At 46.5% G+C, this 24,341-nt stretch carries 21 protein-coding genes, 2 rRNA genes and 1 pseudogene (1 of these 24 only partly in view); 5 read left to right on the plus strand and 19 right to left on the minus strand.

From position 1 onward, the window contains the following. From M654_RS18960 to M654_RS18970, 3 genes are all read right to left on the minus strand, one after another. Positions 1-1,031 (minus strand): 23S ribosomal RNA (locus tag M654_RS18960) (it extends 1,901 nt beyond the left edge of the window). 222 nt (positions 1,032-1,253) lie between these two features. Continuing rightward, positions 1,254-2,802: ribosomal RNA gene (locus tag M654_RS18965) — 16S ribosomal RNA — on the minus strand. The 16S and 23S rRNA genes sit together here, the layout of an rRNA operon. Positions 2,803-2,923: 121 nt before the next feature. Beyond that, positions 2,924-3,808 carry a nucleotidyltransferase-like protein gene (locus M654_RS18970; protein ID WP_026589500.1) on the minus strand — a complete coding sequence of 295 codons (885 nt, stop codon included), beginning with the start codon at positions 3,806-3,808 and terminating at the stop codon, positions 2,924-2,926. Between the two features lie 216 nt (positions 3,809-4,024). On the opposite strand from M654_RS18970, the gene M654_RS18975 reads away from it, so the two are divergent. Then, positions 4,025-4,375, plus strand: a complete 351-nt coding sequence (locus M654_RS18975; protein ID WP_026589501.1) for a YgzB family protein — start codon at positions 4,025-4,027, stop codon at positions 4,373-4,375. A 47-nt stretch (positions 4,376-4,422) separates the two neighbouring features. On the opposite strand, the gene perR is transcribed toward M654_RS18975, so the two are convergent. Continuing rightward, positions 4,423-4,860, minus strand: coding sequence for a peroxide-responsive transcriptional repressor PerR (gene perR / locus M654_RS18980; RefSeq protein WP_026589502.1), 438 nt, complete (start codon positions 4,858-4,860; stop codon positions 4,423-4,425). Between the two features lie 214 nt (positions 4,861-5,074). Next, positions 5,075-5,548, minus strand: a complete 474-nt coding sequence (gene bcp / locus M654_RS18985; RefSeq protein WP_026589503.1) for a thioredoxin-dependent thiol peroxidase — start codon at positions 5,546-5,548, stop codon at positions 5,075-5,077. 146 nt (positions 5,549-5,694) lie between these two features. On the opposite strand from bcp, the gene M654_RS18990 reads away from it, so the two are divergent. Together M654_RS18990 and M654_RS18995 are read left to right on the plus strand one after the other, a co-directional pair. Further along, positions 5,695-6,993, plus strand: coding sequence for a glutamate-1-semialdehyde 2,1-aminomutase (locus M654_RS18990; RefSeq protein ID WP_026589504.1), 1,299 nt, complete (start codon positions 5,695-5,697; stop codon positions 6,991-6,993). Between the two features lie 195 nt (positions 6,994-7,188). Further along, positions 7,189-8,256, plus strand: coding sequence for an FUSC family protein (locus tag M654_RS18995; RefSeq protein WP_026589505.1), 1,068 nt, complete (start codon positions 7,189-7,191; stop codon positions 8,254-8,256). A gap of 31 nt (positions 8,257-8,287) precedes the next feature. Here the strand turns inward: M654_RS18995 and M654_RS19000 are convergent, their stop codons facing one another. The 10 genes and pseudogenes from M654_RS19000 to fabL all read right to left on the minus strand — a co-directional run bounded on the left by M654_RS19000 (position 8,288) and on the right by fabL (position 17,777). Continuing rightward, complete coding sequence (locus tag M654_RS19000; protein ID WP_026589506.1) at positions 8,288-9,178, minus strand: ABC transporter permease; 891 nt, start codon at positions 9,176-9,178, stop codon at positions 8,288-8,290. A 12-nt stretch (positions 9,179-9,190) separates the two neighbouring features. Then, on the minus strand, positions 9,191-10,192 hold the full coding sequence (locus tag M654_RS19005) for an ABC transporter permease (RefSeq protein ID WP_026589507.1): 1,002 nt from the start codon (positions 10,190-10,192) through the stop codon (positions 9,191-9,193). 21 nt (positions 10,193-10,213) lie between these two features. Further along, on the minus strand, positions 10,214-11,800 hold the full coding sequence (locus M654_RS19010; RefSeq protein ID WP_026589508.1) for an ABC transporter substrate-binding protein: 1,587 nt from the start codon (positions 11,798-11,800) through the stop codon (positions 10,214-10,216). Position 11,801: 1 nt separating this feature from the next. Further along, positions 11,802-12,752: an ABC transporter ATP-binding protein gene (locus M654_RS19015; RefSeq protein ID WP_026589509.1), complete on the minus strand. Its 951-nt coding sequence runs from the start codon at positions 12,750-12,752 to the stop codon at positions 11,802-11,804. After that, the gene (locus M654_RS19020) at positions 12,742-13,728 is read right to left on the minus strand and encodes an ABC transporter ATP-binding protein (protein WP_026589510.1); all 987 of its coding nucleotides are present in this window, start codon (positions 13,726-13,728) and stop codon (positions 12,742-12,744) included. Before M654_RS19020 ends, M654_RS19015 begins: the two co-directional genes overlap by 11 nt. Before the next feature lie 132 nt (positions 13,729-13,860). Further along, positions 13,861-15,603, minus strand: coding sequence for an ABC transporter ATP-binding protein (locus tag M654_RS19025; protein ID WP_026589511.1), 1,743 nt, complete (start codon positions 15,601-15,603; stop codon positions 13,861-13,863). Positions 15,604-15,678: 75 nt separating this feature from the next. Continuing rightward, positions 15,679-16,209, minus strand: a complete 531-nt coding sequence (gene ntdP, locus M654_RS19030; RefSeq protein WP_026589512.1) for a nucleoside tri-diphosphate phosphatase — start codon at positions 16,207-16,209, stop codon at positions 15,679-15,681. A gap of 161 nt (positions 16,210-16,370) precedes the next feature. Then, positions 16,371-16,616: a YgaB family protein gene (locus M654_RS19035; RefSeq protein WP_026589513.1), complete on the minus strand. Its 246-nt coding sequence runs from the start codon at positions 16,614-16,616 to the stop codon at positions 16,371-16,373. A gap of 173 nt (positions 16,617-16,789) precedes the next feature. Then, positions 16,790-16,939, minus strand: a pseudogene (locus tag M654_RS19040) (gamma-type small acid-soluble spore protein); the annotation flags it as partial. A gap of 85 nt (positions 16,940-17,024) precedes the next feature. After that, the gene (fabL, locus tag M654_RS19045; RefSeq protein WP_026589514.1) at positions 17,025-17,777 is read right to left on the minus strand and encodes an enoyl-[acyl-carrier-protein] reductase FabL; all 753 of its coding nucleotides are present in this window, start codon (positions 17,775-17,777) and stop codon (positions 17,025-17,027) included. Between the two features lie 82 nt (positions 17,778-17,859). On the opposite strand from fabL, the gene M654_RS19050 reads away from it, so the two are divergent. Continuing rightward, positions 17,860-18,084, plus strand: a complete 225-nt coding sequence (locus M654_RS19050) for a hypothetical protein (protein WP_026589515.1) — start codon at positions 17,860-17,862, stop codon at positions 18,082-18,084. Positions 18,085-18,109: 25 nt separating this feature from the next. Here the strand turns inward: M654_RS19050 and mutY are convergent, their stop codons facing one another. Next, positions 18,110-19,192: an A/G-specific adenine glycosylase gene (gene mutY / locus M654_RS19055; RefSeq protein ID WP_035428760.1), complete on the minus strand. Its 1,083-nt coding sequence runs from the start codon at positions 19,190-19,192 to the stop codon at positions 18,110-18,112. Between the two features lie 216 nt (positions 19,193-19,408). On the opposite strand from mutY, the gene M654_RS19060 reads away from it, so the two are divergent. After that, complete coding sequence (locus M654_RS19060; protein ID WP_026589517.1) at positions 19,409-20,392, plus strand: metal-dependent hydrolase; 984 nt, start codon at positions 19,409-19,411, stop codon at positions 20,390-20,392. On the opposite strand, the gene M654_RS19065 is transcribed toward M654_RS19060, so the two are convergent. The 3 genes from M654_RS19065 to M654_RS19075 are packed head-to-tail and all read right to left on the minus strand — an operon-like array spanning position 20,389 to position 24,300. Continuing rightward, a complete protein-coding gene (locus tag M654_RS19065; protein WP_026589518.1) occupies positions 20,389-22,974 on the minus strand; it encodes a YfhO family protein in 2,586 nt (861 codons plus the stop codon). The two genes, M654_RS19060 and M654_RS19065, sit on opposite strands and share 4 nt — an antisense overlap. Then, positions 22,971-23,372 (minus strand): GtrA family protein, encoded by a 402-nt coding sequence (locus M654_RS19070; RefSeq protein WP_026589519.1) that lies wholly within the window; start codon positions 23,370-23,372, stop codon positions 22,971-22,973. Before M654_RS19070 ends, M654_RS19065 begins: the two co-directional genes overlap by 4 nt. Continuing rightward, entirely contained in the window at positions 23,341-24,300 is a 960-nt protein-coding gene (locus M654_RS19075) for a glycosyltransferase family 2 protein (RefSeq protein ID WP_026589520.1), read from the minus strand. The genes M654_RS19070 and M654_RS19075 overlap by 32 nt, the downstream gene beginning before the upstream one ends. Between the last annotated feature and the right edge of the window lie 41 nt (positions 24,301-24,341).

Below are 24,341 nucleotides of genomic sequence, written 5' to 3' on the forward strand. Positions count from 1 at the left end.
CTGTTTCCCTTTCGACTACGGATCTTATCACTCGCAGTCTGACTCCCAAGGATAAGTCTTTGGCATTCGGAGTTTGACTGAATTCGGTAACCCGGTAGGGGCCCCTAGTCCAATCAGTGCTCTACCTCCAAGACTCTTACCTTGAGGCTAGCCCTAAAGCTATTTCGGAGAGAACCAGCTATCTCCAGGTTCGATTGGCATTTCACCCCTACCCACACCTCATCCCCGCACTTTTCAACGTGCGTGGGTTCGGGCCTCCATTCAGTGTTACCTGAACTTCACCCTGGACATGGGTAGATCACCTGGTTTCGGGTCTACGACCACGTACTGATGCGCCCTATTCAGACTCGCTTTCGCTGCGGCTCCGTCTTTTCAAACTTAACCTTGCACGGGATCGTAACTCGCCGGTTCATTCTACAAAAGGCACGCCATCACCCGTTAACGGGCTCTGACTACTTGTAGGCACACGGTTTCAGGATCTCTTTCACTCCCCTTCCGGGGTGCTTTTCACCTTTCCCTCACGGTACTGGTTCACTATCGGTCACTAGGGAGTATTTAGCCTTGGGAGATGGTCCTCCCGGATTCCGACGGAATTTCACGTGTTCCGCCGTACTCAGGATCCACTCAGGAGAGAACGAAGTTTTGACTACAGGGCTGTTACCTCCTATGGCGGGCCTTTCCAGACCTCTTCATCTACCTCGTTCTTTTGTAACTCCGTATAGAGTGTCCTACAACCCCAAGAGGCAAGCCTCTTGGTTTGGGCTGTTCCCGTTTCGCTCGCCGCTACTCAGGGAATCGCATTTGCTTTCTCTTCCTCCGGGTACTTAGATGTTTCAGTTCCCCGGGTCTGCCTTCTCATATCCTATGAATTCAGATATGGATACTGCTCCATTACGAGCAGTGGGTTTCCCCATTCGGAAATCTCCGGATCAAAGCTTGCTTACAGCTCCCCGAAGCATATCGGTGTTCGTCCCGTCCTTCATCGGCTCCTAGTGCCAAGGCATCCACCGTGCGCCCTTTCTAACTTAACCGTTAAAAAGAATCACTACAGAAAATTCTTGTGAATGTCTACTTTCGTTATCTAGTTTTCAAAGAACACGGCATAGGATGTGCTAACACATGCGTTGCCACAGGATGTGGCGTATTTAGCAGGTGTCTCCTATGTTCGAAGGAATGATCCTTCAAAACTAAACAAGAGCTTAACGTACCTGTCTATAAGACCGCAGGTCTTATATTCCGTATAATATCCTTAGAAAGGAGGTGATCCAGCCGCACCTTCCGATACGGCTACCTTGTTACGACTTCACCCCAATCATCTGTCCCACCTTCGGCGGCTGGCTCCAAAAGGTTACCTCACCGACTTCGGGTGTTACAAACTCTCGTGGTGTGACGGGCGGTGTGTACAAGGCCCGGGAACGTATTCACCGCGGCATGCTGATCCGCGATTACTAGCGATTCCAGCTTCACGCAGTCGAGTTGCAGACTGCGATCCGAACTGAGAACAGATTTGTGGGATTGGCTTAGCCTCGCGGCTTCGCTGCCCTTTGTTCTGCCCATTGTAGCACGTGTGTAGCCCAGGTCATAAGGGGCATGATGATTTGACGTCATCCCCACCTTCCTCCGGTTTGTCACCGGCAGTCACCTTAGAGTGCCCAACTGAATGCTGGCAACTAAGATCAAGGGTTGCGCTCGTTGCGGGACTTAACCCAACATCTCACGACACGAGCTGACGACAACCATGCACCACCTGTCACTCTGCCCCCGAAGGGGAAGCCCTATCTCTAGGGGTGTCAGAGGATGTCAAGACCTGGTAAGGTTCTTCGCGTTGCTTCGAATTAAACCACATGCTCCACCGCTTGTGCGGGCCCCCGTCAATTCCTTTGAGTTTCAGTCTTGCGACCGTACTCCCCAGGCGGAGTGCTTAATGCGTTTGCTGCAGCACTAAAGGGCGGAAACCCTCTAACACTTAGCACTCATCGTTTACGGCGTGGACTACCAGGGTATCTAATCCTGTTCGCTCCCCACGCTTTCGCGCCTCAGCGTCAGTTACAGACCAGAGAGTCGCCTTCGCCACTGGTGTTCCTCCACATCTCTACGCATTTCACCGCTACACGTGGAATTCCACTCTCCTCTTCTGCACTCAAGTTCCCCAGTTTCCAATGACCCTCCCCGGTTGAGCCGGGGGCTTTCACATCAGACTTAAGAAACCGCCTGCGCGCGCTTTACGCCCAATAATTCCGGACAACGCTTGCCACCTACGTATTACCGCGGCTGCTGGCACGTAGTTAGCCGTGGCTTTCTGGTTAGGTACCGTCAAGGTACCGCCCTGTTCGAACGGTACTTGTTCTTCCCTAACAACAGAGTTTTACGATCCGAAAACCTTCATCACTCACGCGGCGTTGCTCCGTCAGACTTTCGTCCATTGCGGAAGATTCCCTACTGCTGCCTCCCGTAGGAGTCTGGGCCGTGTCTCAGTCCCAGTGTGGCCGATCACCCTCTCAGGTCGGCTACGCATCGTCGCCTTGGTGAGCCGTTACCTCACCAACTAGCTAATGCGCCGCGGGTCCATCTGTAAGTGATAGCCGAAGCCATCTTTTATGATTGAACCATGCGGTTCAATCAAGCATCCGGTATTAGCCCCGGTTTCCCGGAGTTATCCCAGTCTTACAGGCAGGTTACCCACGTGTTACTCACCCGTCCGCCGCTAACCTCAGGGAGCAAGCTCCCATCGGTCCGCTCGACTTGCATGTATTAGGCACGCCGCCAGCGTTCGTCCTGAGCCAGGATCAAACTCTATAGTGAAGCGACTTTATTAGTATAACATTTTCAACTAGGCGTGTCAAATGTTTTTTTAATTTTCGTCGCTGCTGCTTTCAGCTCAAAAACCGTTTCGCTAACAGCGACGTTTAATACTATAACATCGTCATGATTTAGAGTCAACACTTTTTTTAATAAAATATCCGCGGTGAAAAATCTTTTGACCCTTGGTTTCAATCTCCTTGACGCCCACCAAATCCTTTTCAGTCAAAAACTCAATAATAACTCCAAGGTCTGCTGTAAAGTATTTGAGATCAGGATGCTTCAGAAGCTCGGCAAATTGCCAAGTCTTTTTTTCATCCATTACATCAAGAATGTGCGCGGCTCCGATTTCTGCTTTTGAATGAATGAGAAAATCGCTTGCGAGAAATAATAACTCTAATCTTTTATGCAGGCTTTCATTGCTTTCGATCAGTTCCTTATACAGCTTATATACCTGCGGTTCCATGTGACGCACTTGGTTCCAAACCGTCACTTCGGGATGAAAACCTTTATCTATCACTTCGATTCTGGCCAGATGATGGAGGGCATGCACGATGGAATTATAGGCATCCAGCAGCTGACCATCCTCAAAAAATGCTTTTCCTTCTATATACCTTCTGATTAATTTTCCATATTCAAGACCAATTTTTAATTTCCGTTCGGAGAATGGAAAAGTATTCAGCTGTTCAATCAGCTTTACGATAAATTCATTTCTGTCAAAAAGAACTTTCCCATTCAAAATCCAATCTATGATTCTTCTGTTCGTGCCTAGCAAAATCCATTCTTGAAGCTGTTTAACAGAAATAATATGAAGAGAAGCCGTTTTTCCGTTAAACTCATAATGCTTCACGAATACAGGGTCTTCAGCATTGTTCACGATAACCAGCAATGCCGCATCAAAATTATCTGTCGCAGATGAGGTTTGATTTCTCCTCTCGATAATCATGACAGCTAAAGTGTCGGGGCGGCTTGCTCTTTCTTGGTAAATCGGACGGAGAAGATTTTCCATCACCATTCCTCCAATACGATGTAAAATACATGCTCTTAAAAGCTTCTCTTTTGTTCTACCTACTTCTACGAGCCAATAAAAACTCCTTTATTTTGAAAACACATTGAATTATTATAATCAATTTCCCCAAAACTCTCTATAGAAAATTCCAATTCATTCTCAAAAATTCAGAATAACACATCCTGGATATGCTATATTAGAGACAGGGGGATGGATATGGCCAAATATTCAAGCAAAATCAACAAAATCAGAACATTTGCCTTAAGCTTGGTTTTTGCAGGCTTCATTATTATGTACATCGGAATCTTTTTCAGATCCTCGGTCTTCGTGATGTCGGTGTTTATGATCTTGGGGGTTTTATCTATCATGTTGAGCACAGCGGTTTATTTCTGGATCGGGATGCTTTCAACCAAAGCTGTGAAAGTCGTCTGCCCGAACTGTGAAAAACCGACCAAAATCTTGGGCCGGGTCGACATGTGCATGCATTGCAGGGAGCCTCTTACAATGGACAAAAACCTTGAAGGAAAAGAGTTTAATGAAACGTACAACCGAAAGTCTCTCAGATAAGTGGGAAACAAAAATAAGCTGACCGTTAAAAAAGCGGCCAGCTCTTTTTAATGGCTTTCTTTTTTATCGCATTCCTGACATAAACCGTATATCTCCAGTCTGTGGTGACTGACTTTGAAACCTGTCACATGGGAAGCAAGCTGTTCCACTTCGTCGAGACCCGGATAATGAAAATCGACGATTTTTCCGCAGCGTTCACAAATCGCGTGGTAATGCTCGGATGTTACGAAGTCAAACCGGCTGGAAGAATCGCCATATGTCAATTCCTTTACGAGCCCTGATTCCTTGAAAACCCGCAAATTGTTATAAACCGTTGCTACGCTCATGTTTGGAAATTTCCCTTCCAGAGCTTTATATATATCATCTGCAGTTGGATGAGACATAGAATTTACGAGAAATTCCAGAATGGCATGACGTTGAGGAGTAATTCGCACCCCGGTTTCCTTCAACGTTTCCAACGCTTCTTTCAGGTTATGTTCAGCCATCGTCATGCACCTCTCTTCTAAAAAAAATTCTTACATTATAATGTTTATAATTAGTGTAACTCCTGCGAAGTTTCTTTGTCAATTCCAATCCCTGTGAAAAAGCGTTTTTTTAAGCAAAAAGGCGCTCTATTAAAATGATGGCCAAACATCCGGGCAAATATGACCATAAAAAGGGCCGATTCCTTATGAAAAGTTCGGCCCCCGTAAATGCTGCTTATTTGCCGGCGGCGTCTCTGACTGCTTGCAGAGCCTCCGCAACATGATCTTTAACCTTCACTTTTCGCCATTCTTTCACTAAGCGTCCTTCTTTATCGATCAGAAAGGTTGAACGTTCAATTCCCATATATTCTTTGCCGAAGTTCTTTTTCAGCTTCCAGACATCAAAGCTTTCGGCAAGCTGATGTTCATCATCGACGAGCAGCAAAAACGGAAGATCGTGTTTTTCCTTGAATTTTTCATGGCGTGTTTGATCATCAGGGCTGACCCCGATAATGACAGCATCAAGTTCCTTAAAGCTCTCGTGGCTGTCTCTGAAATCACAAGCTTCTGTCGTACACCCCGGGGTCATGTCTTTCGGATAAAAATAAAGCACGATATACTTCCCTTCAAAGTCCGAGAGCTTTACTTTTTCTCCATGATCGCCCAAAAGTTCAATATCAGGTACTTTTTGTCCAATTTCAACAGTCATTGTTTTACCTCCTGTTTTTCAGTTGCTTCCCCCATTATAAAATAAGTTTCCTCCTATTCAAATGTCGGCGGCTTCTTTTTTGCTCTCTGTCACCATCGTGTTACAATATAACAATAGAAAGAAGGAGCAGAAATAAGGAGGATATTATGCAGCACACACAATCTGAAAAGCTTCATGAAGAAGCTCTTCAACATATAGTAGGCGGCGTCAACAGCCCGTCAAGATCATACAAGGCTGTCGGCGGAGGATCTCCGGTCGCGATGGAAAAAGGCCGCGGCGCTTATTTTTGGGACGTAGACGGCAACAAATACATAGATTATCTGGCGGCATATGGCCCGATCATCACCGGCCATGCCCATCCGCACATTACGAAAGCCATTCAAAAAGCGGCAGAAAACGGCGTCCTCTACGGAACACCGACAAAACACGAAGTCACATTTGCCAAAATGCTTAAAGAAGCCATTCCTTCATTGGATAAAGTAAGATTCGTCAATTCGGGGACGGAGGCCGTGATGACGACAATCCGTGTCGCGCGCGCCTATACCGGCAGAACGAAAATCATCAAGTTTGCCGGATGCTATCACGGTCATTCCGATCTCGTACTGGTCGCGGCCGGTTCGGGCCCGTCCACCCTCGGGACACCCGATTCCGCCGGGGTTCCGAAAAGCATTGCAAATGAAGTGATTACCGTTCCTTTCAATGATATCGACCGCTATAAAGAAGCGCTTGATAAATGGGGCGATGATGTGGCGGCCGTGCTTGTCGAACCGATCGTCGGAAACTTCGGCATCGTAGAACCGAAAAAAGGCTTCCTTGAACAGGTGAACGAGTTGACGCATAAAGCCGGAGCATTGGTTATTTACGATGAAGTGATTACCGCTTTCCGCTTTATGTACGGCGGAGCTCAAGATCTCTTAGGCGTCAAGCCGGATTTGACGGCGCTCGGTAAAATTATCGGCGGCGGACTGCCGATCGGCGCCTATGGAGGCAAAAAAGAAATTATGGAACAGGTGGCGCCTCTCGGACCGGCGTATCAGGCCGGGACAATGGCCGGAAACCCGGCGTCCATCTTATCCGGTATCGCCTGCCTGGAGGTGCTGAAAGAAAAAGGCACATATGAAAAGCTTGACCGCCTTGGCGCCATGCTTGAGGAAGGAATCGTGACACATGCGAAAAGGCATGGCATCGCTATTACCGTTAATCGACTCAAAGGCGCGCTTACCGTATACTTTACAAAAGACAAAATCGAAAACTATGAGCAGGCAGAAAATACGGATGGAGAGATGTTCGCGGCGTTTTTCAAACTGATGCTCGAGCGCGGCGTCAATCTTGCCCCGTCTAAATATGAGGCTTGGTTTATCACGACCGCTCACACCGAAAAAGATATAGAGGACACGCTGAAAGCCGTGGATGAATCATTTGAACAATTGAAACAGCGCAAATAAAAGAGAGCGGACCGCTCTCTTTTTTGTCACTTAAAAGGGCGAAAGGTGCATTCAGGTTTGAAACTTTGTCAATGATTTGTTTTTTCTTTAAAATGGGTTGAATATTTCCGAAGATCGCTGTATATTACTTTATTGTTTGGCAAATTAACAGAGAAAGAACGAATTTTATATAGAAAGGGATGCAGGTACAGCCTAATGAAACTTGGTGCCCGTATTTTCAAAACAGGGATTGCCATCACGCTCGCTCTATACCTCGCGGAATGGATCGGCCTTCCTACACCGGTTTTTGCCGGAATTGCGGCTATTTTTGCGATCCAGCCTTCGATTTATCGTTCATTTTTAACGATTGTCGATCAGGTGCAGGCGAATATTATCGGAGCGGCGACAGCTATTATTTTTGGACTTATTTTTGAACCCAGTCCGATTATTATCGGATTGACGGCGGTCATTGTCATTACGATCAACTTGAAGTTGAAGATCGAAAACACCATTTCGATCGCTCTTGTTACCGTGATTGCCATATTGGAGAGCTCAGGCGACAATTTTTTATTGTTTGCCCTCGTGAGAACCGGAACGGTTATTCTCGGCGTTTTGTCCGCGTTCCTGGTCAACCTGATTTTTCTGCCGCCGAAATATGAAACAAAGCTCGTCAGCCATATTGTTGAAAACACAGATGAAGTCATTAAATGGATCAGGCTGTTGACACGGAAGACAACGGAACATTCCATGCTGAAAGAAGACATCGAAAAACTGAAAGAAAAAATGATGAAGGTCGATCACCTTTACTTGCTCTATAAAGAAGAAAGAAGCTATTTAAAACGATCCACATATGTGAAGCAGAGAAAGCTCGTGCTGTTCAGACAGGCGATCATTGCATCCAACCGGGCGCTCGACGCTTTGAAAAAGCTGCACCGCCTGGAAAACGACTTTTACCACATGCCTGAGGAATTTCAAGAAACGCTTGTGGAAGAGCTTGACTACCTGCTGCATTGGCATGAACGGATTTTAATGAGATTCGTCGGCAAGATCAAAACACAGGATACCGTTGATCTCCATGAAGAAGGAGACGTGTATAAACAGCATTTGACCGAGTCGTTCCTGAAAAACCAGGATAAATTAAAAGAAGATCTGCTGGACTACAATATGCTGACCATCATGGCCAGCACTGTGGAATACCGCGAGCAGCTGGAGCATTTGGAAACATTGATTTCAAGCTTTCAAACCTATCATAAAAAAGACAGCGAGCTTGAAGTTGAAGAATAAAACCGGTTAACGAAATCGTTAACCGGTTTTTTTATCGGCCTTCCTTCATCTTTGGATCAAGGGTGTCCCGAAGCCCGTCGCCCATTAAATTAAAGCCGAGCACCGTCAGCATAATCGCTATGCCGGGAAAAAATAAGGTCCATGGCGCCTGTGCCAAATACGGTCTTGCATCAGCGAGCATTTTACCCCATTCAGGATTCGGCGCCTGCGCACCGAGCCCCAAAAAGCCGAGCGCCGCCGCTTCGATAATCGCTGTTCCGATATTGAGTGTGGCTTGAACGATAACCGGAGCCATGCTGTTCGGAAGAATGTGTTTAAACATCATTCTCATATTGGACATCCCGACCGCCCGCGCCGATAAAATATATTCTTCCTGCCTGATGCTGAGCACCTTTGAACGGACAAGCCTTCCGAATGTCGGGATGTTGATGATGGCGATGGCGATCAAGGCATTTTCCAAAGACGGGCCAAGGATGGCGACAATGGCAATCGCAAGCAAAATGCTGGGAAACGCAAGCAAGATGTCAAACATTCTTGAAATCACGGCATCCGCCCATCTCCCGTAAAATCCCGCAATCAGCCCCAAAAGCGTTCCCGCTAGTGCCGAGCCCAGGCAGGAGAAAAAACCGACCCATAAGGAAAGCCTTGCTCCGTACAGCACTCTCGAAAAGATATCCCTGCCAAAATCGTCCGTGCCAAAGAGGTGTTCAGCGGATGGAGCAGCAAGCCTGTCTGACAGCGATTGGTCATTTAATCCGTAAGGCGAAATCAGCGGCGCAAAAATGGCCAGCAGAATAAACAGCGCGACAATGATAGTGCCGGCCGCGGCCAATTTATGATCAAGAAACCGCCGAATGTTTTCCGACAAAGGAGAGCGGCTGTCCGCTTCTCCCCTCTGCCGCACTTTTTGCAGCACAACCACATTCCCCGCCTCCTAATATTTGATTCTCGGATCGATGACGGCATACAGCAGATCAACGATAAAATTAATCATGACGAAGATGAAGGCGATCACAAGGATGCCTGATTGAATCACCGGATAGTCGCGGTAGCTGATCGCATCATAAATGTAGCGGCCAATGCCCGGCCAGGCAAAAATCGTCTCCGTCAAAATCGCGCCGCCTAAAAGCAGTCCGGTTTGCAGGCCGACGACGGTAAGAATCGGAATCAAAGCGTTTTTTAAACCATGCTTGTAGATGACAAAAAGCATTTGAACGCCTTTTGCCTTTGCGGTACGGATATAATCGGATTGCAGAACCTCTATCATGCTCGCTCTCGTAATCCTGGCGATAATCGCCGCCGGAATGGTCGCCAGAGCGGTTCCCGGCAAAATTAAATGACGGATCGTTTCAACAAACTGATCAAATCGCCCGTTCCATAGAGTATCAATCGTATGAATATAGGTAACGGCTTCGACCGGATTGCGGACATTTTCTCTTCCTGTTGTGGGCAGCCAGCCCAATTCAATGGAAAACAACCATTGCCCCATTAATCCGAGCCAGAAGATCGGCATAGAAACGCCGATTAAAGCCAGCAGCATGGCAAAGTAATCAAACGCCGAGTTTTTAAACCAGGCGCTGATGATTCCGGCATTTACACCGATGATCACCGCGATCACCATCGCAAAAAAAGCAAGCTCGAGAGTGGCGAATAAATATGGCTGAATTTCTTTTGTAATCGCCGCTCCCGTGCGGATTGAAGTCCCCAGGTCCCCTCTCAGCAAATCCCCGATATATTGGCCGTATTGAATATACCAGGGCTGATCAAGGCCGAGCTGACTTGTCAGCTGTTCGACCGCCTGCTTTGTCGCTCGCTGGCCGAGGATCACCTGGGCCGGGTTGCCGGGAATAAAGCGGATGATCGAAAAAACGACGAGGGTCATGCCGATAAGGACGGGAATCAGCATGACGGTCCGTTTTAAGCAGTAAGCTAGCAACGGCTGTCACCACCTTGTGAACTATTTAAACTCTACATTTGATAAGACTTCACTTCCTGTCGGATGAGGAACATAGCCGCTGATGTCTTTTGTCCCGGCCAAAATCGGTGTCGAGTGGACGAGCGGAACCCACGGCGATTCTTCATGAATCAGCTCCTGCGCTTTTTGATAAAGCTGATTTCTCTTCTTTTGATCAGGGTTCGACTGCGCCTCGATCAACATGTCATGGAGCTTGTCATTGCTGAAATAGCTGTAGTTGTTGCCGCCGATATTGTCTTTATCAAGCAATGTGTAGATGAAATTGTCCGGATCTCCGTTGTCGCCGGTCCATCCCATTAAAAACGCATCAGCTTCGCCTTTGCTCACTTTGTCGATATAAGTGGCCCAGTCATATGTGACGATTTCCGCTTTGACACCGATTTTCGCAAAGCTTGATTGAATCACTTCAGCGATTTTCATCCCGTCCGGCATATATGGACGCGGAACAGGCATCGCCCACAGCTTCATGTCAAAGCCATTCGGATATCCGGCTTTTTTCAGCAGCTCTTTGGCCTTTTCAAGATCGTACGGGTAGGCCTTTATCTGGTCGTTGTAGCCTTCCAGTGACGGCGGAAGCGGATTTTTTGCCGGTTCGGCAAGCCCGCCGTAGAAAGAATCGATGATCGCCTGTTTATCAACCGCATAGTTCAATGCCTGGCGGACAAGCTTGTTATCAAACGGCTTTCTTGTCGTCGTCATCCCAAGGTAGCCGACATTCATCGACGGCCTTTCAAACATTTGCAGATTGGCGTCGGCCTTAATGCTCTCGATATCCGATGGATTGACACCGTCCATCAAGTCGATTTCTCCTGTCTTTAGCGCATTGAGACGGGCCGAGTTTTCAGGAATGGCTCTAAAAATAATCTTGTTCAGCTTCGGTTTGTCTTGATCCCAATAACCGTCAAACTTTTCCAGGACAATCCGGTCGTTCGGCTTCCATTCCACGAATTGATAAGGTCCTGTGCCGACGGGGTGTTCTCGGAATTGATCACCGTATTTTTCGATGGCAGCCGGGCTTGCGATTCCAAACGATGTCATTGCAAGGTTCTTTAAAAACGGCGCTTGCGGGCGTTTTAAGATAAATTGGATTTGATGCTCTCCAAGAACTTTGATCTCTTTGATGACATGCCCCTCATCTTTTTTATAACCGCCGAACATCCCGTAGTAAGGGAATTGATCTTCATCTCCGTTCATCCATCGTTCGAAATTATATTTGACAGCTTCTGCATTAAAATCGGTGCCATCATGAAATGTAACACCTTTTCTCAAATCCAGCGTATAGGTCAAGCCGTCGTCTGACACATTCCATTTAACGGCCAGCCCCTCTTTAAGGCTTGTGTCCTGTTCATCGTAATTGAGCAGTGTTTCAAACATGTTGATCGTCACCTTAAAGGCCTCGCCTTCAGTCGTCGTAATCGGGTCAAGCGATGTTGAATCACCCCCTCTGCCAACGATGAGCGTATCCTTTTCGGTTTTTGCCCCGCCGCCTTCTTTCCCAGAGCATCCCATTAAAAAAACGGAAATGATCAGCAGCATTCCAAACCCTTTCAGCCAGCTTTTTCGCTTCATTCTATTGCCCCCCTGTTATGAAATGACATGCCGCATAATGCCCAGCAGATATTTCAGCGAGCAACGGCTCAGCTTCCTTGCATATCGCTTCGCGCTTCGGACACCTGCTGTAGAAAGGACATCCCTTCCCGCTTCCGCCGGAGACCATGACATCCTGCATTCTATCCTCAACCTCCCCTTTGCCGATTACCGGCACAGCCTCTAAAAGAGCCTCTGTATAAGGGTGTTTCGGCTCTCTAAATAAAGTATCAGCATCTGACATCTCGACGATTTTCCCAACATACATGACAGCAACGCGGTCGCTGAGATAGCGGACGACTCCAAGATCATGAGAAATAAAGAGAAAGGTTAATGCAAAAGCTTCCCGCAGGTCTTTCAGGAGATTCAAAATTTGCGCCTGCACGGACACATCGAGCGCGGAGACTGGTTCATCGGCGATGATCAATTTAGGCTTTGTGATCAGCGCTTTTGCAATTCCGATCCGCTGCCTCTGGCCTCCGCTGAATTGATGGGCATAGCGCTCTCCATAAGAAGCATCCATCCCGACAATTTCGAGCATTGAGCGGACGACTTCTTTCCTTTCTGCTTTTGATCCTAAGCGATGAACAATCAGCGGTTCCTCTAAAATATCTTTGATTTTCATGCGCGGATTTAAGGAAGCGTACGGATCTTGAAAAATCATTTGAAAGTGCCGCCTCATGCTGCGCAGCTCTTTGGCGTCGAGAGCTGTCACCTCCCGGCCGAGAAATGTCACCTGACCTGAAGTCGGTTCTGTCAGCCGCAAGATCGATTTTCCCAAGGTTGATTTTCCGCAGCCTGATTCGCCGACAATCCCTAAAATTTCGCCTTTTTCAACTGAAAATGAGACATCATCCACCGCTTTGACGACTTTTTTTCGCGCTGCCGGATAGTGCGTTTTCAGCTTGCTGACCCGCAACAGTTCATGCTCCATCTGCTCCACCTTCCTCCTCAAAGAGAAAACATTTTACAGAATGGTCATCTCCCAGCCGGCACATCTTCGGCTCTTCCTGTGTGCAGCGTTCGATTTTGTGCGGGCAGCGCGGGGCGAACATGCAGCCTTTTTTAATGGTCCCTGGTCTTGGCACCTGCCCCTCTATTGAAGACAGTCTTTCCGACTTGCTGGTGAATGCGGGGATAGAGGCAAACAACCCTTTTGTATACGGATGTTTCGGACTGTCGAAAATGGCTGTGACACTGCCTTCTTCAACAATGCGGCCGGCATACATGATCATCACCCGTCCGCAGATATTGTGGACGACACCAAGGTCATGGGTGATCAAGAGAATCGCCGTCCCAAATTCGGCGTTCATTTTTTTCAAAAGAGAAAGAATTTGCGCCTGGATGGTGACATCAAGAGCTGTTGTCGGCTCATCGGCAATCAGCAGTTTCGGTTCGCAAATCAAAGCCATTGCGATCATGACCCGCTGTCTCATGCCGCCTGACAGTTCATGGGGATATTGCTTTATCAGCTGGTCCGCCCGCGGAAGACCGACGGTTTCCAGCATTTGAACACATTTTTTGCGCGCGTCTTTTTTTTGAATGTTGGTGTGGCTGGAGAGTGCTTCTGTCAGCTGGCTGCCAATTGTGAAAAGAGGGTTGAGAGAGGTCATTGGCTCTTGAAAAATCATCGCGATTTCATTTCCCCGCATGCTTCTCCATTCTTTTTCAGACTGCTTGAGAAGATCTTTTTTCTGGAAGAGAATCCGGCCTGTCGTACGGGTACTGGCATTCAGCCCCATCAAGGCCATGGATGTGACGCTTTTGCCACAGCCGGATTCGCCGACGACTCCAGTGATTTCTCCGTGCCGAATTGAAAAAGAAACGCCTTGAACAACCGGGATTTCTGTTTTTTTCTTTTGAAACGAAATAGATAAATCCGAGACATCAAGTAATTTTTCTTTTGCCACTTATACACCTCCGGAGCTTGTATTTTTTAAATTGTATTTAGACAAGCTAGGAAATATGTACGAAATTTACGGGATAAAAAAAGCCCGGCTTTCGTTTGCTTCACAAACGAAAGTCAGGCTTTTCGGCGTTATTTAGCTTAATGTCTGGATCGTAAACAGATGCTTGTAATGGCCGTCACGGCTCATTAATTCCCCGTGCGTCCCGGTTTCTACAACACGGCCGTTTTCAATGACGACAATTTTATCAGCGTGTGTAATGGTTGACAGTCTGTGGGCGACGATAAAGGTCGTCCTGTCCTTTGCAAGCTTTTCCATCGCTTCCTGAATAAAGTGCTCGCTTTCAAGGTCAAGCGCTGATGTTGCTTCATCCAGGATTAAAAGCGGAGGGTTCTTCAGGAACACCCTTGCGATTGAAACCCGCTGCTTCTGCCCTCCTGAAAGCTTCACACCTCTTTCTCCGACCTTCGTATCATAGCCGTCAGGCAGCTCCATAATAAAATCGTGGGCATTCGCCGCTTTTGCCGCCTCGATGATTTCCTCCATTGAAGCCTCGGGCTTGCCTATGGAAATGTTTTCGCGGATCGATTCGCTGAACAAAAACGTATCCTGAAGCACCATGCCGATCTGGTTTCTCAGACTTCGCGCCTGATAATCGCGGACATCGATGCCGTCAATATACAAGTTTCCGGAAGTGACGTCGTAGAACCTCGGAATCAGGCTGACCAGCGTTGATTTTCCGCCTCCGCTCATTCCGACAAGGGCGATCGTTTCCCCTTGCTCCGCCTTAAGAGAAAGATTTTGCAGGATCAATTCATCCGACTTTTCATATTGGAATGAGACGTCTTTAAATTCGACAACCCCTTTTAAGCGGTCGACTTTCACGGCATTCGGCTTATCTTTTAATTCATACGGCTCATCAATAAATTCAAACAGCCTGTCCATGGACGCAATGGACTGGGTCAAAGTCGTTGATGAGTTAATCAGGCGTCTGAGCGGATTGTAAAGGCGTTCGATATAGCCGAAAAACGCCACCATCGTCCCGACCGTCAGTGATCCGTGAATCACATAGTATCCGGAGACCGTAATGATGATCAGCGGCGCAAGATCGGTAATCGTATTGACAACGGCAAACGTTTTCGCATTCCAAGCCGTATGGCGGATCGCTTTGCCGAGAAAATTGCCGTTCTCATGGTCAAACTGCTTTTGTTCATGATCTTCGATAGCAAAGCTTCTGATCACCGGCATCCCCTGAACCCGTTCGTGAAGATGGCCCTGCACTTCAGCCAAAGCCTGTGAACGCTCTCTCGTCAAGGTTCTGAGCCTGCCGTAAAAATATTTAACAGACAGCCCGTAAAGCGGAAACAGCACGATCGAAATGAGCGTCAGCTTGACATCCATCGTCAGCATGATGGTGACGGCGATAAAAATCGTCATGACGTCAAGCCAGACATTCATAAGACCAATAATGACAAATTCCTTCGTTTGCTCGACGTCGTTGATGACCCTGGAAATAATTTCGCCTGCACGGGTGTTCGCATAGTATCTGAGACTCAGCTTTTGAATGTGGGAAAACAGCCTGTCCCTGATGTCATACAGCACCTTGCTCGCCGTCCACTGTGCGAAATACTGCCGATAATATTCGACCGGTGGCCGAAGCACCAAAAAAATGGCGAACATAACCGCCATTACAATAAATAAGGTTGATGTTTTTTCTTCTGCGGTTCCGTTTCCCTGAATGATGTCGTCCACAACATATTTCAAGAGAAGCGGAATCACAAGCGGAATAGAAAATTTGATAATGCCAATCAGAACCGTCAGAATGATTTTCCATTTATACGGCTTGACAAACTCCATATATCTTTTGATTACACCCACACGTCATCCCCCCTCTATATTTTGATGGTGTGAGCTCACTGAAAAAACCTGTTGAACCTCAACAGGTCTGTTGGATTATTTTGTATAATGCAAATAACGTTCATACCAAATGTCGATAAACTCCGGAGCAAACGGGCCTTTTCTTTGATGAATCCAATGCAGCAACGTATTTAAATGGTATCTTAAAATGCCGTCGATTTCTTTTGGATAATTCATCATTTTTTTATGATCGGCATACTCATCTTCATCAAGGATATGATACGTCATATCCGGGAAGACCTTCACATCAAGGTCGTAGTCGATATATTTGATCGCTTCATCGTCCAAAGCAAACGGCGAACTGATATTACAATAGTAATAAATTCCGTCTTCGCGAAGCATGCCGATGACGTTAAACCACTGCTTGGCATGGAAATAACAAATCGCGGGCTCTCTTGTCACCCATGTCCGGCCGTCAGATTCTGTGACCATTGTCCGGTCATTGGCGCCGATGATGCACAATTCCGTTGCTTTTAAAATCGTCGTTTCATTCCATATCCGATGGATTTGCCCATTGTGCTTGTAGCTATGAATTTGAATGGTTTCTCCTTCCTTGGGAAAGCCCATGTTTCTCCCCTACTTTCTTTGCAAAAGCCTTACAAGTCAGTGTGTTACATCGCCTGTCCGACAGTTCTTTTATTTATTATAACGTTTGAAAATAAAAAATGAAAATGAAAACAGCCACTCCGGAACAGGAATGGCTCATTTTGAGAAATCGACATAAACTTTCAGGCTTCAATTTTTTGATAAGCCTGAATCACCTGCTCCGTCTGCTTTTGAAACAAATCCTGAATGGCAGCAAGATCTTTTCGCTTTTGAGATATCTCTTCCCGGATCGATAAAAGCTGGGCTTTTTTTTCAAGGGCCGCAAGTTCTTTTTCGATTTCCTGGCATCTCTCAATCTCGGCTTGAAGGTACAAAAGCTTGTCCATAATTTCCATCTGCCCCTGAACCAAGTTTTCAAATTCCGGCATTCATGATCCTCCATTCTATGCTCTACTCCATTTATTGCCTAAGTAACATTTCTCTATACCTGGCGAATGTCCTTTGACTGATTCTGCCTAAGAATCGGAAGTTTTGTCGGAACGAAGGGCAAAGAAAAAAGCACCCCACTCGAATTGTGAAGTGCTTTTTCCTGTTTCAGTGATTAGCTGTTTTGCTGTTTATTTTGCTCAGCTTGCTGGTTGTTTTTTCTTACTTGCTGCGCATCAGTTTCGCTGGCAAACTCAGTGCCGAACTGACCGCCTTGTGCAGAAGCTTGGTTTTGTTGTCTTACTTTTTGTGCGTTTGTTTTGGATTGTTGGTTAGCCATTGTATATCACCTCCACGACCATTAGATTGTGCAGGTGGGTGATATCCTATACACGCCGGCTTAAAAAAATTTAAACGAGCAGGGAGCGGCCGCCGTCAATGATGATCGTCTGGCCGCGGATCATGTCCGCTTTTCCGGAAGTTAAAAATTCTACGGCATCAACCATATCGCTGATCTCAACCATACGGCCGGCAGGTGTGTTTTGCCGAGCATCCTCAAGCAGCTCTTCACGATTTGGAAAATGCTTCAGCGCGTCTGTATCGATCGCTCCGCCTGATACGGCATTGACAATGATGTTTTTCGACGCAAGCTCAACAGCCAGATATCTCGTCAATGATTCAAGCGCCGCCTTGGAAACGCCGACTGTCGTATAGTTTTCCAAATAGCGGATCGAGCCGAGCGAGCTGATGCTGACAATGTGGCCGCCGCCCGTTTTTTCCATCAGCTTTGCCGCTTCCTGTGCGCAGAAAAGCAGAGCTTTGGCATTGATATTCATCGTCCAGTCCCAATGGCTTTCTTCAAGCTCCATGACAGGGCGCAATACGCCTGATGCGGCGTTATTGACGAACACGTCCAGTCTGCCGAATGTTTCCTCAATTTGCTGGAACATGTCTTTTATTTTCGCCGGCTGTCCGACATTCGCTTTGACGACCAATGCTTTGACACCGAGCTTTTCAATTTCTTCAGCCGTTTCAAGGGCCGCTTTTTTGCTTCTCGCATAGTTGATGACGATATGATAGCCGTTTTCTGCCAGCCTCAGTGCGGCTGCCTTTCCGACACCGCGGCTGCTTCCTGTAATAAGCGCACATTTTTTTTGTTCCATGTTATCCATCTCCTAGTATAGTTATTTGCTTTTGTTAAAAAATAATGGTCATGACATCAATCAAAAAGGAGGCTTGCGCCTTATGTACGTCGGACGGGACATGAGTGAGCTCGATCAGACCCCGAAGGATGAGTGGAAGGAATCGGAGCTTCTCTTTTTCCACAACGCCTTCCAGCAGATGATGCCTTTTTTAAATGAGGAAGGGCATGCCGAATATGTGGAAGTCGTCAAAGAAATAAAAGCAAGAGGCGGTTTGCACCGCCGTGAAGCCGACTATACCCACGGCACCGATATCCAGTACGACTAGAGGGAAGCGTGCACAGTCAAGCTGCCTATTTCATATACATATTCCATATTTTCTGATGTGAAACCGGGAAGGCGTATTGTTCAAGCTCTTCTTTCGTAACCTTTTTCAAGTATGAATGATTAGGCTTGTGCAATGTTTTCCCGAAAAAAACGGAAATATTCCAGACAAGGTGGGTAAAAACGTGTTCAACGACCCCTTCGAGCGGACCGATTTCCGCCTCGACTCCTGCTTGTTCCTTTAAAAAAGCGGCGAGCTGCTCACGCTCAGGTTTAAGGCTTTTTATCGTTTCTGTGTTCGGGAATTCCCAAAGATTCGCCAGCAGGCCGCGCTCAGGCCTTTTATGGATGTAAAAGCATCCTTCTTCATCCGTCAGGACAACGGCTGCAAGGCTTTTTAGCGCCGGCTTCTTCTTTTTGCTTTTGACAGGGAGTTCTTTTTCACACCCTTCTGCAAAAGCTGAACAATGCTCGCGGACAGGGCAATGAAGACACATTGGCGATTTCGGCGTGCAGATGACAGCGCCAAGCTCCATCAGCCCCTGATTGAATTCGGACGGTTTGCCTTTGGAAATAAATGCGGCAACGATTTTTTCAAATGTGCTTTTCGTTTTTGGTTTTGCGATATCGTCCCAGATGGATAAAATGCGCGACATCACCCGCATGACATTGCCGTCGACCGCCGGAATCGGCTGGTTGTAGGCGATGCTCAGCACCGCCCCCCTTGTATAGGGGCCTACACCTTTTAAACCGCCAAATTCCTCTTTTGTAGAAGGAACAACGCCCCCGTATTGTTCATGGACTTCTTTGACCGCGCTTTGCAGATTCCGGACCCTTGAATAGTATCCCAATCCTTCCCAGGCTTTCAGGACTTTTTCTTCGTCAGCTTCAGCAAGCGCCGCAACGTTCGGAAATTGTTCAATGAAGTTGTTGAAATACGGGATGACCGTATCCACCCTTGTCTGCTGAAGCATCACTTCAGAAACCCAGACTTTATAAGGATCGCTGTCTGAACGCCAGGGCAGATCGCGCTTTTCTCTTTCATACCAGGAAATTAAATCTTCTTGAAATTGTTTAATGTTCTTTTGCTCTAACTTTTTTTCCAGATCCATGATGAAACTTCTCCTTGCCGGTCCTCGTCACATTAGCATACTTCACTTTTGTTGCATCGGCTTTTTGTTGTAAACTATATGCATATACGATAACATGTTACATTAAAAGTGAAGAAAGCAAAAGCGTTAAATATTTCAGGCAAGATCCATATTTATGCTCTCTTGGTTTTCGTTTTTGGAATTTGTTGATTCTAGCACCATTAGGGGAGGTCACCAATGGATACTGGCACACACGTTGTCATGGGGGTTGCCCTCGGCGGCATTGCGACATTGGATCCCGCCGTCGGTATGGATCCTTCCATGACCGAGGCCGTGATGATTGCGACAATCGTCGGATCACAGGCTCCGGATATTGATACGATTTTAAAATTAAAAAATAACGCTGTTTATATAAGACATCACAGGGGATTTACGCATTCCATCCCCGCTGTCCTCGCTTGGTCATTGATGATACCGGGCGTCCTGCTTTTGCTTTATCCAGAAGCCAATCTGCTGCATCTGTGGCTGTGGACGCTGGCCGCGGTTGCGCTCCATGTGTTCGTCGATATTTTTAACGCCTATGGCACACAGGCTGTCAGACCTTTTTCAAAAAAATGGGTGGCGCTCGGATTGATTAATACATTCGATCCGTTTATTTTCGTCAGCCACCTAGTGGCGATAGCCTTTTGGCTCGCGGGCGCCCATCAAGGTTATACGTTTTTAGCCCTTTACATCATCCTGGCGGGGTACTACCTGCTGAGATACATGATGCAAAGGCGAATCAAACAATCACTCCATGAAAAAATCGATGATATTGAAGAAATTATCATTTCGCCGACGATGAAGTTCAGACAGTGGCGGGTCGCCGTCAAGGCAAAGTCCGCCTTCCATGTCGGAAGAAGCATTGACGGAAACGTCGTCATCATTGACACATTCAACAGGGTGCCGGTGCCTGAATCGGCTGTCATGAAAGCGGCGAAGCAGGATAAAAACATTTCCGCTTTCCTGTCTTTTTCACCTGTTTACAAATGGGAAATTGACACGTATAAAGACCACTACGAAGTCCGTTTTATCGATTTGCGCTACCGAAGCAAAGGACACTATCCATTTGTCGCCATCGCCCATATCGACAGGGACTCTTTGGAATTAATCACATCCTATACCGGATGGATCTTCAGCGAAGAAAAGCTTCAGAAAAAATTAAAGCTTGGCTCTGTTTAAGAGCCAAGCTTTTTCCGTCTTCTCCTGCTGTACCATATTCCAGCGGCGAGGGCGATGATGGTCACCGCCAATGATTCTTTAAAGTACGGCGGATAATAAACGAGCTGAATATCGTTGTCCCCTTTGTCGATGGAAAAGCCGATAAAGGAATAATTCGCTTTTTGAACGGGTTGTTTTTTCCCGTTCACCGTAAGCTCCCAGCCTTTTTCAAACGGGATCGGCAGCATCATATAGCGGTCGCCGTTTTGGTTGTTGTAGCTGATGGTCAGCTTATTTTGCTGCCAGGTCATTTCAGCGTCCGGCGCTTTTTTCGCCGCCTCTTTTTTTAATGTTTGGTAATCTTCCTCATACAATGTCAAATGCTCCAGTTGATAGGTTCCTTTCGGGAGCCTGATCGCAATCTTTTTCGCCTTCTTCACCCTGATCGTCAAGTCGTAGACGCCTGTTTTATAAATCGACTGATTGGATTTCCTTGATGTGACATAATCATTGACCTGCAAATTGAAAAACTGGTCCTTTGCTAAGCTTTTCAAATAAAATCCGACATAATAGTCGCCTTCATCCGCAAGACTGCTTTGAGGCGGGATCAGATCGATTCCGCCCTTTTTTTCTGTTACTTTGAGCACACCGTTTTCATAAGAGGCGCCTTTCGTTTTCAGCTTCGCCTCCTTGATGATATTCCTCTCTTGTGGCGGCTCTGTGTTTCCTTTTCCGTTATCCAGCACGATCCCTTCAAGCATCGCATGCTCTCTCGCCAATACGGAGGAATCGGCTAAATCCTTTTCGGAAAAAACGGTGTCGGCCGTACGGATAAACGGCAGTGTGTACTTGTTTTTGTATACGTCATAATGCTCGGACTCGTCCATTTTTTCAAATCCGTAAGGGACGTCAGGGGCATTTTCTTTTTCCGTCATATAATATTTGCCGTACAACAAGCTGTACAGGTTGGCGCGGTCCCCCATCGTCGCATAGCGGCTGACGCTTTCCCGCCCCATATCGATTTGAAGGTCTTTCCAATAAAACAGGAGAAGATCCTTGTTCAGGATGCTGGAATAGGCGCTGAAACCGTTAAAGCGCTGGAGCATCGGCGTATTGTTGCGAACGCCGTTCATCCAGTCGATCCTTGTGTACGGATCGCCGCCATCATCTTTTTTGATGTTTTCCAAAAGTTCGCGCTGCTCTTTGCCGTTATACTCGTTGCTAGTCAAATAGCTTTTCGTCACGGATTGAATGTCGCTTCCTTCTGACAGGACATATTTCTCATACGTATTGGCGATCACCACACTAGATGCCAAAATACAGCCGTGGAAAAGCAGATGCCACCTTTTGTATTTGAGGCCGGCCGCCGCAAAGACGGCGATCGTCAGCATCAAAAGAGCAAGAATGCTCCAATTTTTCAGCAAAGACAAATCCAGATCTTTCTTCCACACCGTTGCGATATAAATGCAGAGGACGATCACGCTTGAACAGAAGATCTCTTTCAGCCTGATGCGTTTCAGCTCGGTGATTCCTACCGCAACGGCGCCGCCGATCGTAAAAGCAAGCAAGTATTCAAAACGGTTCTGCGGTGCGGAAAATCCGTTGAACGCACTTGCCGCAAGCGGACTGTAATGGAGAATGATCAGCACCATGCTGATCGCGGCAAACACCCTGAACGTCTTGTTTCGATAAAAGGAAAGCACGAATAAAAACAGCAAAAAGACTGCGGGCAGAAGTATGATGCGGCTGGAAAATAGAATGTTGTCCGTGAGATCGTACAAAGGAACCGCCTGATCATACGGAGGCCGCAGATTGTTCAAAAAGCCGTAAACAGCAGGCACAAAAGAAACGGCGCTGATCCCAAAGGAAATCAGGCAGGATACGGCAAACATCCTGAACTGCTTCCACCTTGCCTCTTCATGTTCATCAAGCTGAACCAACCAGCGAAAGATCACATAAATGGCGATGAAAATCAAATTGATATACGCAAAATAGAAATTGTTAAACAGCGTCACAGAACAGGCGGTGATAAACAGTCCCGGCCGCCTGTCCCTGATGATTTTCTCCGCCCCCGCCACAAGCAAAGGAAGCCACAGCATGGCATCGCTGAAAAATTCCCAAAACACCGTATGACGGAAATAGATGACAGATGTTCCGTATAAAACGGCCCCTGTAAAAGCGGCCAGTTTTTGCTTCACCAACATATGAAACGCGTATGAGGCGATAAAAATAACCAAGGTCAGTTTGATCACACTGATAAACACGGCGGCCTGCGCCCAGAACAAAGCATCCGTATTGTTCGTCATATGTAAAAGCTCCATGACAAAAACGGCGGCAAAAGAAGCGATGAATACAAAAGAAGTCGTAAAATAATAGCCAAGCTGACTGTAGATGCCGCCGCCAAGACCGAAGGAGTAGGCATAAAAAAAGTTGCCGTTTTTATATTGATCATAAAGAAATGATTTAAAAATAACCATTTGTGCGAGCCCGTCGCCGTTTCCGGTCATATAGCGGCCATGCGCCCATTCGATCAAGAAAAAGAAATGGGCGATTACAGAAATAACAAAACTTGAAATGAAAAATAGACATATTGTTTTCTTCATACTCTTCCCCTGTCTCTTTTCAAAATCTTCCCTGTCACTAAAAACGTCAGAGGAACCGTTAAAAACATGGAAGCCAGCGGAGCCGCCGAACTGTTCATCTTCAAAAAGTTTACAAAAATATACACAAACAAAGTAGACGCGGCCAAATTAAACAGCTGTGTCAACGGAAATTGCAAAAATTTAGAAAGTGTCGGCTTGATTTTAAAGGTAAAATAGCAATTCAAGAAAAAGGAAATGACAAGGCTGACGGCAAATGCGGCAATATGTGATGCCATATAATTCATCGCCAGCAAAAGATGCAGAAGCAAATAAACCGCGTAGTAATTCAAGGTATTCACAACGCCTACAGCGGCAAAGCGGATAAATTCAAGATTCATTTTTTTCATGAGTTTCTCCATTGCTGATGTTTGCCTCCTGTATCAAATAATGAGGCCGCTTTTTCGTCTCATAATAGATTCGTCCGATGTATTCACCGATGATTCCGAGACTGAGAAGCTGAACGCCGCCAAGAAAGAGAACCGCAGAAATAATGGTAAAATACCCCGGAACAATGACACCGTGTTTCAAAATTTGAATGAATGTCGCCACAATGTAGATCAGCGAAAGAAAAAGGATAAAAATTCCGGCGTAAAAACATATTCTCAAAGGTCTGTTGTTGAAGGAAACGACCCCGTCGATTCCATAGTTAAGCAAGTGGCGAAACGACCACTTGGACTTTCCGTTTTTCCTTTCGACATTCTCATAATAGATGATTTTCTGATCAAAGCCGATCCAGCAGAACAGCCCTTTAGAAAAGCGGTTTCCTTCGCTCAGCTTCAACAGCGCGTCAACCGCTTTTCTGCTTAACAGGCGAAAATCGCCGACACCGTCCCTTAAATCAACTTCAACCGCATTGTTGATAAAACGGTAATACAGTGACGACAAATAGGATCGTATCGGGTTGTCCCCTTTTCTGTTGCGTTGTGCGACCACTTGGTCATAGCCTTCCTCATATCCTTTGATGAAATCATGCAATAAGTATGTCGGATGCTGCAAATCGGCATCCATGACGACGACGGCATCGCCGCGGGCATGCTGAAACCCTGCAAGAATGGCAGCCTCCTTACCGAAATTTCTTGAGAATGAAATGTATTTGACACGTTCACTTTTTTGCGCCAGATCTTTAATTTCTTCAAGGGTTTCATCTGTGCTTCCGTCGTTTATGTAATAAATTTCATAATCATAATCAATGGTTTGAAATTCGTTCCTTAAATGTGAATAAATCAATTTAATGTTGCTTGCTTCATTATAAGAAGGAATAATAATTGAAACGAATCCTTTCTTCACTTAAAGGCACCTCTTTTGGACATAATAAAATTGCATCCGGC

The sequence above is a fragment of the Bacillus sp. NSP9.1 genome, from assembly GCF_000465465.2.
In the GTDB taxonomy this organism is placed as follows: Bacteria; Bacillota; Bacilli; order Bacillales; family Bacillaceae; genus Bacillus; species Bacillus sonorensis_A.

Bases quoted from the DNA above. Each gene is read 5' to 3' on its own strand.
- M654_RS18970 (WP_026589500.1), bottom strand. From the start codon at position 3,808: ATGGAAAATCTTCTCCGTCCGATTTACCAAGAAAGAGCAAGCCGCCCC.
- M654_RS18975 (WP_026589501.1), top strand. From the start codon at position 4,025: ATGGCCAAATATTCAAGCAAAATCAACAAAATCAGAACATTTGCCTTA.
- perR (WP_026589502.1), bottom strand. From the start codon at position 4,860: ATGGCTGAACATAACCTGAAAGAAGCGTTGGAAACGTTGAAGGAAACC.
- bcp (WP_026589503.1), bottom strand. From the start codon at position 5,548: ATGACTGTTGAAATTGGACAAAAAGTACCTGATATTGAACTTTTGGGC.
- M654_RS18990 (WP_026589504.1), top strand. From the start codon at position 5,695: ATGCAGCACACACAATCTGAAAAGCTTCATGAAGAAGCTCTTCAACAT.
- M654_RS18995 (WP_026589505.1), top strand. From the start codon at position 7,189: ATGAAACTTGGTGCCCGTATTTTCAAAACAGGGATTGCCATCACGCTC.
- M654_RS19010 (WP_026589508.1), bottom strand. From the start codon at position 11,800: ATGAAGCGAAAAAGCTGGCTGAAAGGGTTTGGAATGCTGCTGATCATT.
- M654_RS19015 (WP_026589509.1), bottom strand. From the start codon at position 12,752: ATGGAGCATGAACTGTTGCGGGTCAGCAAGCTGAAAACGCACTATCCG.
- ntdP (WP_026589512.1), bottom strand. From the start codon at position 16,209: ATGGGCTTTCCCAAGGAAGGAGAAACCATTCAAATTCATAGCTACAAG.
- M654_RS19035 (WP_026589513.1), bottom strand. From the start codon at position 16,616: ATGCCGGAATTTGAAAACTTGGTTCAGGGGCAGATGGAAATTATGGAC.
- fabL (WP_026589514.1), bottom strand. From the start codon at position 17,777: ATGGAACAAAAAAAATGTGCGCTTATTACAGGAAGCAGCCGCGGTGTC.
- M654_RS19050 (WP_026589515.1), top strand. From the start codon at position 17,860: ATGTACGTCGGACGGGACATGAGTGAGCTCGATCAGACCCCGAAGGAT.
- mutY (WP_035428760.1), bottom strand. From the start codon at position 19,192: ATGGATCTGGAAAAAAAGTTAGAGCAAAAGAACATTAAACAATTTCAA.
- M654_RS19060 (WP_026589517.1), top strand. From the start codon at position 19,409: ATGGATACTGGCACACACGTTGTCATGGGGGTTGCCCTCGGCGGCATT.
- M654_RS19065 (WP_026589518.1), bottom strand. From the start codon at position 22,974: ATGAAGAAAACAATATGTCTATTTTTCATTTCAAGTTTTGTTATTTCT.
- M654_RS19070 (WP_026589519.1), bottom strand. From the start codon at position 23,372: ATGGAGAAACTCATGAAAAAAATGAATCTTGAATTTATCCGCTTTGCC.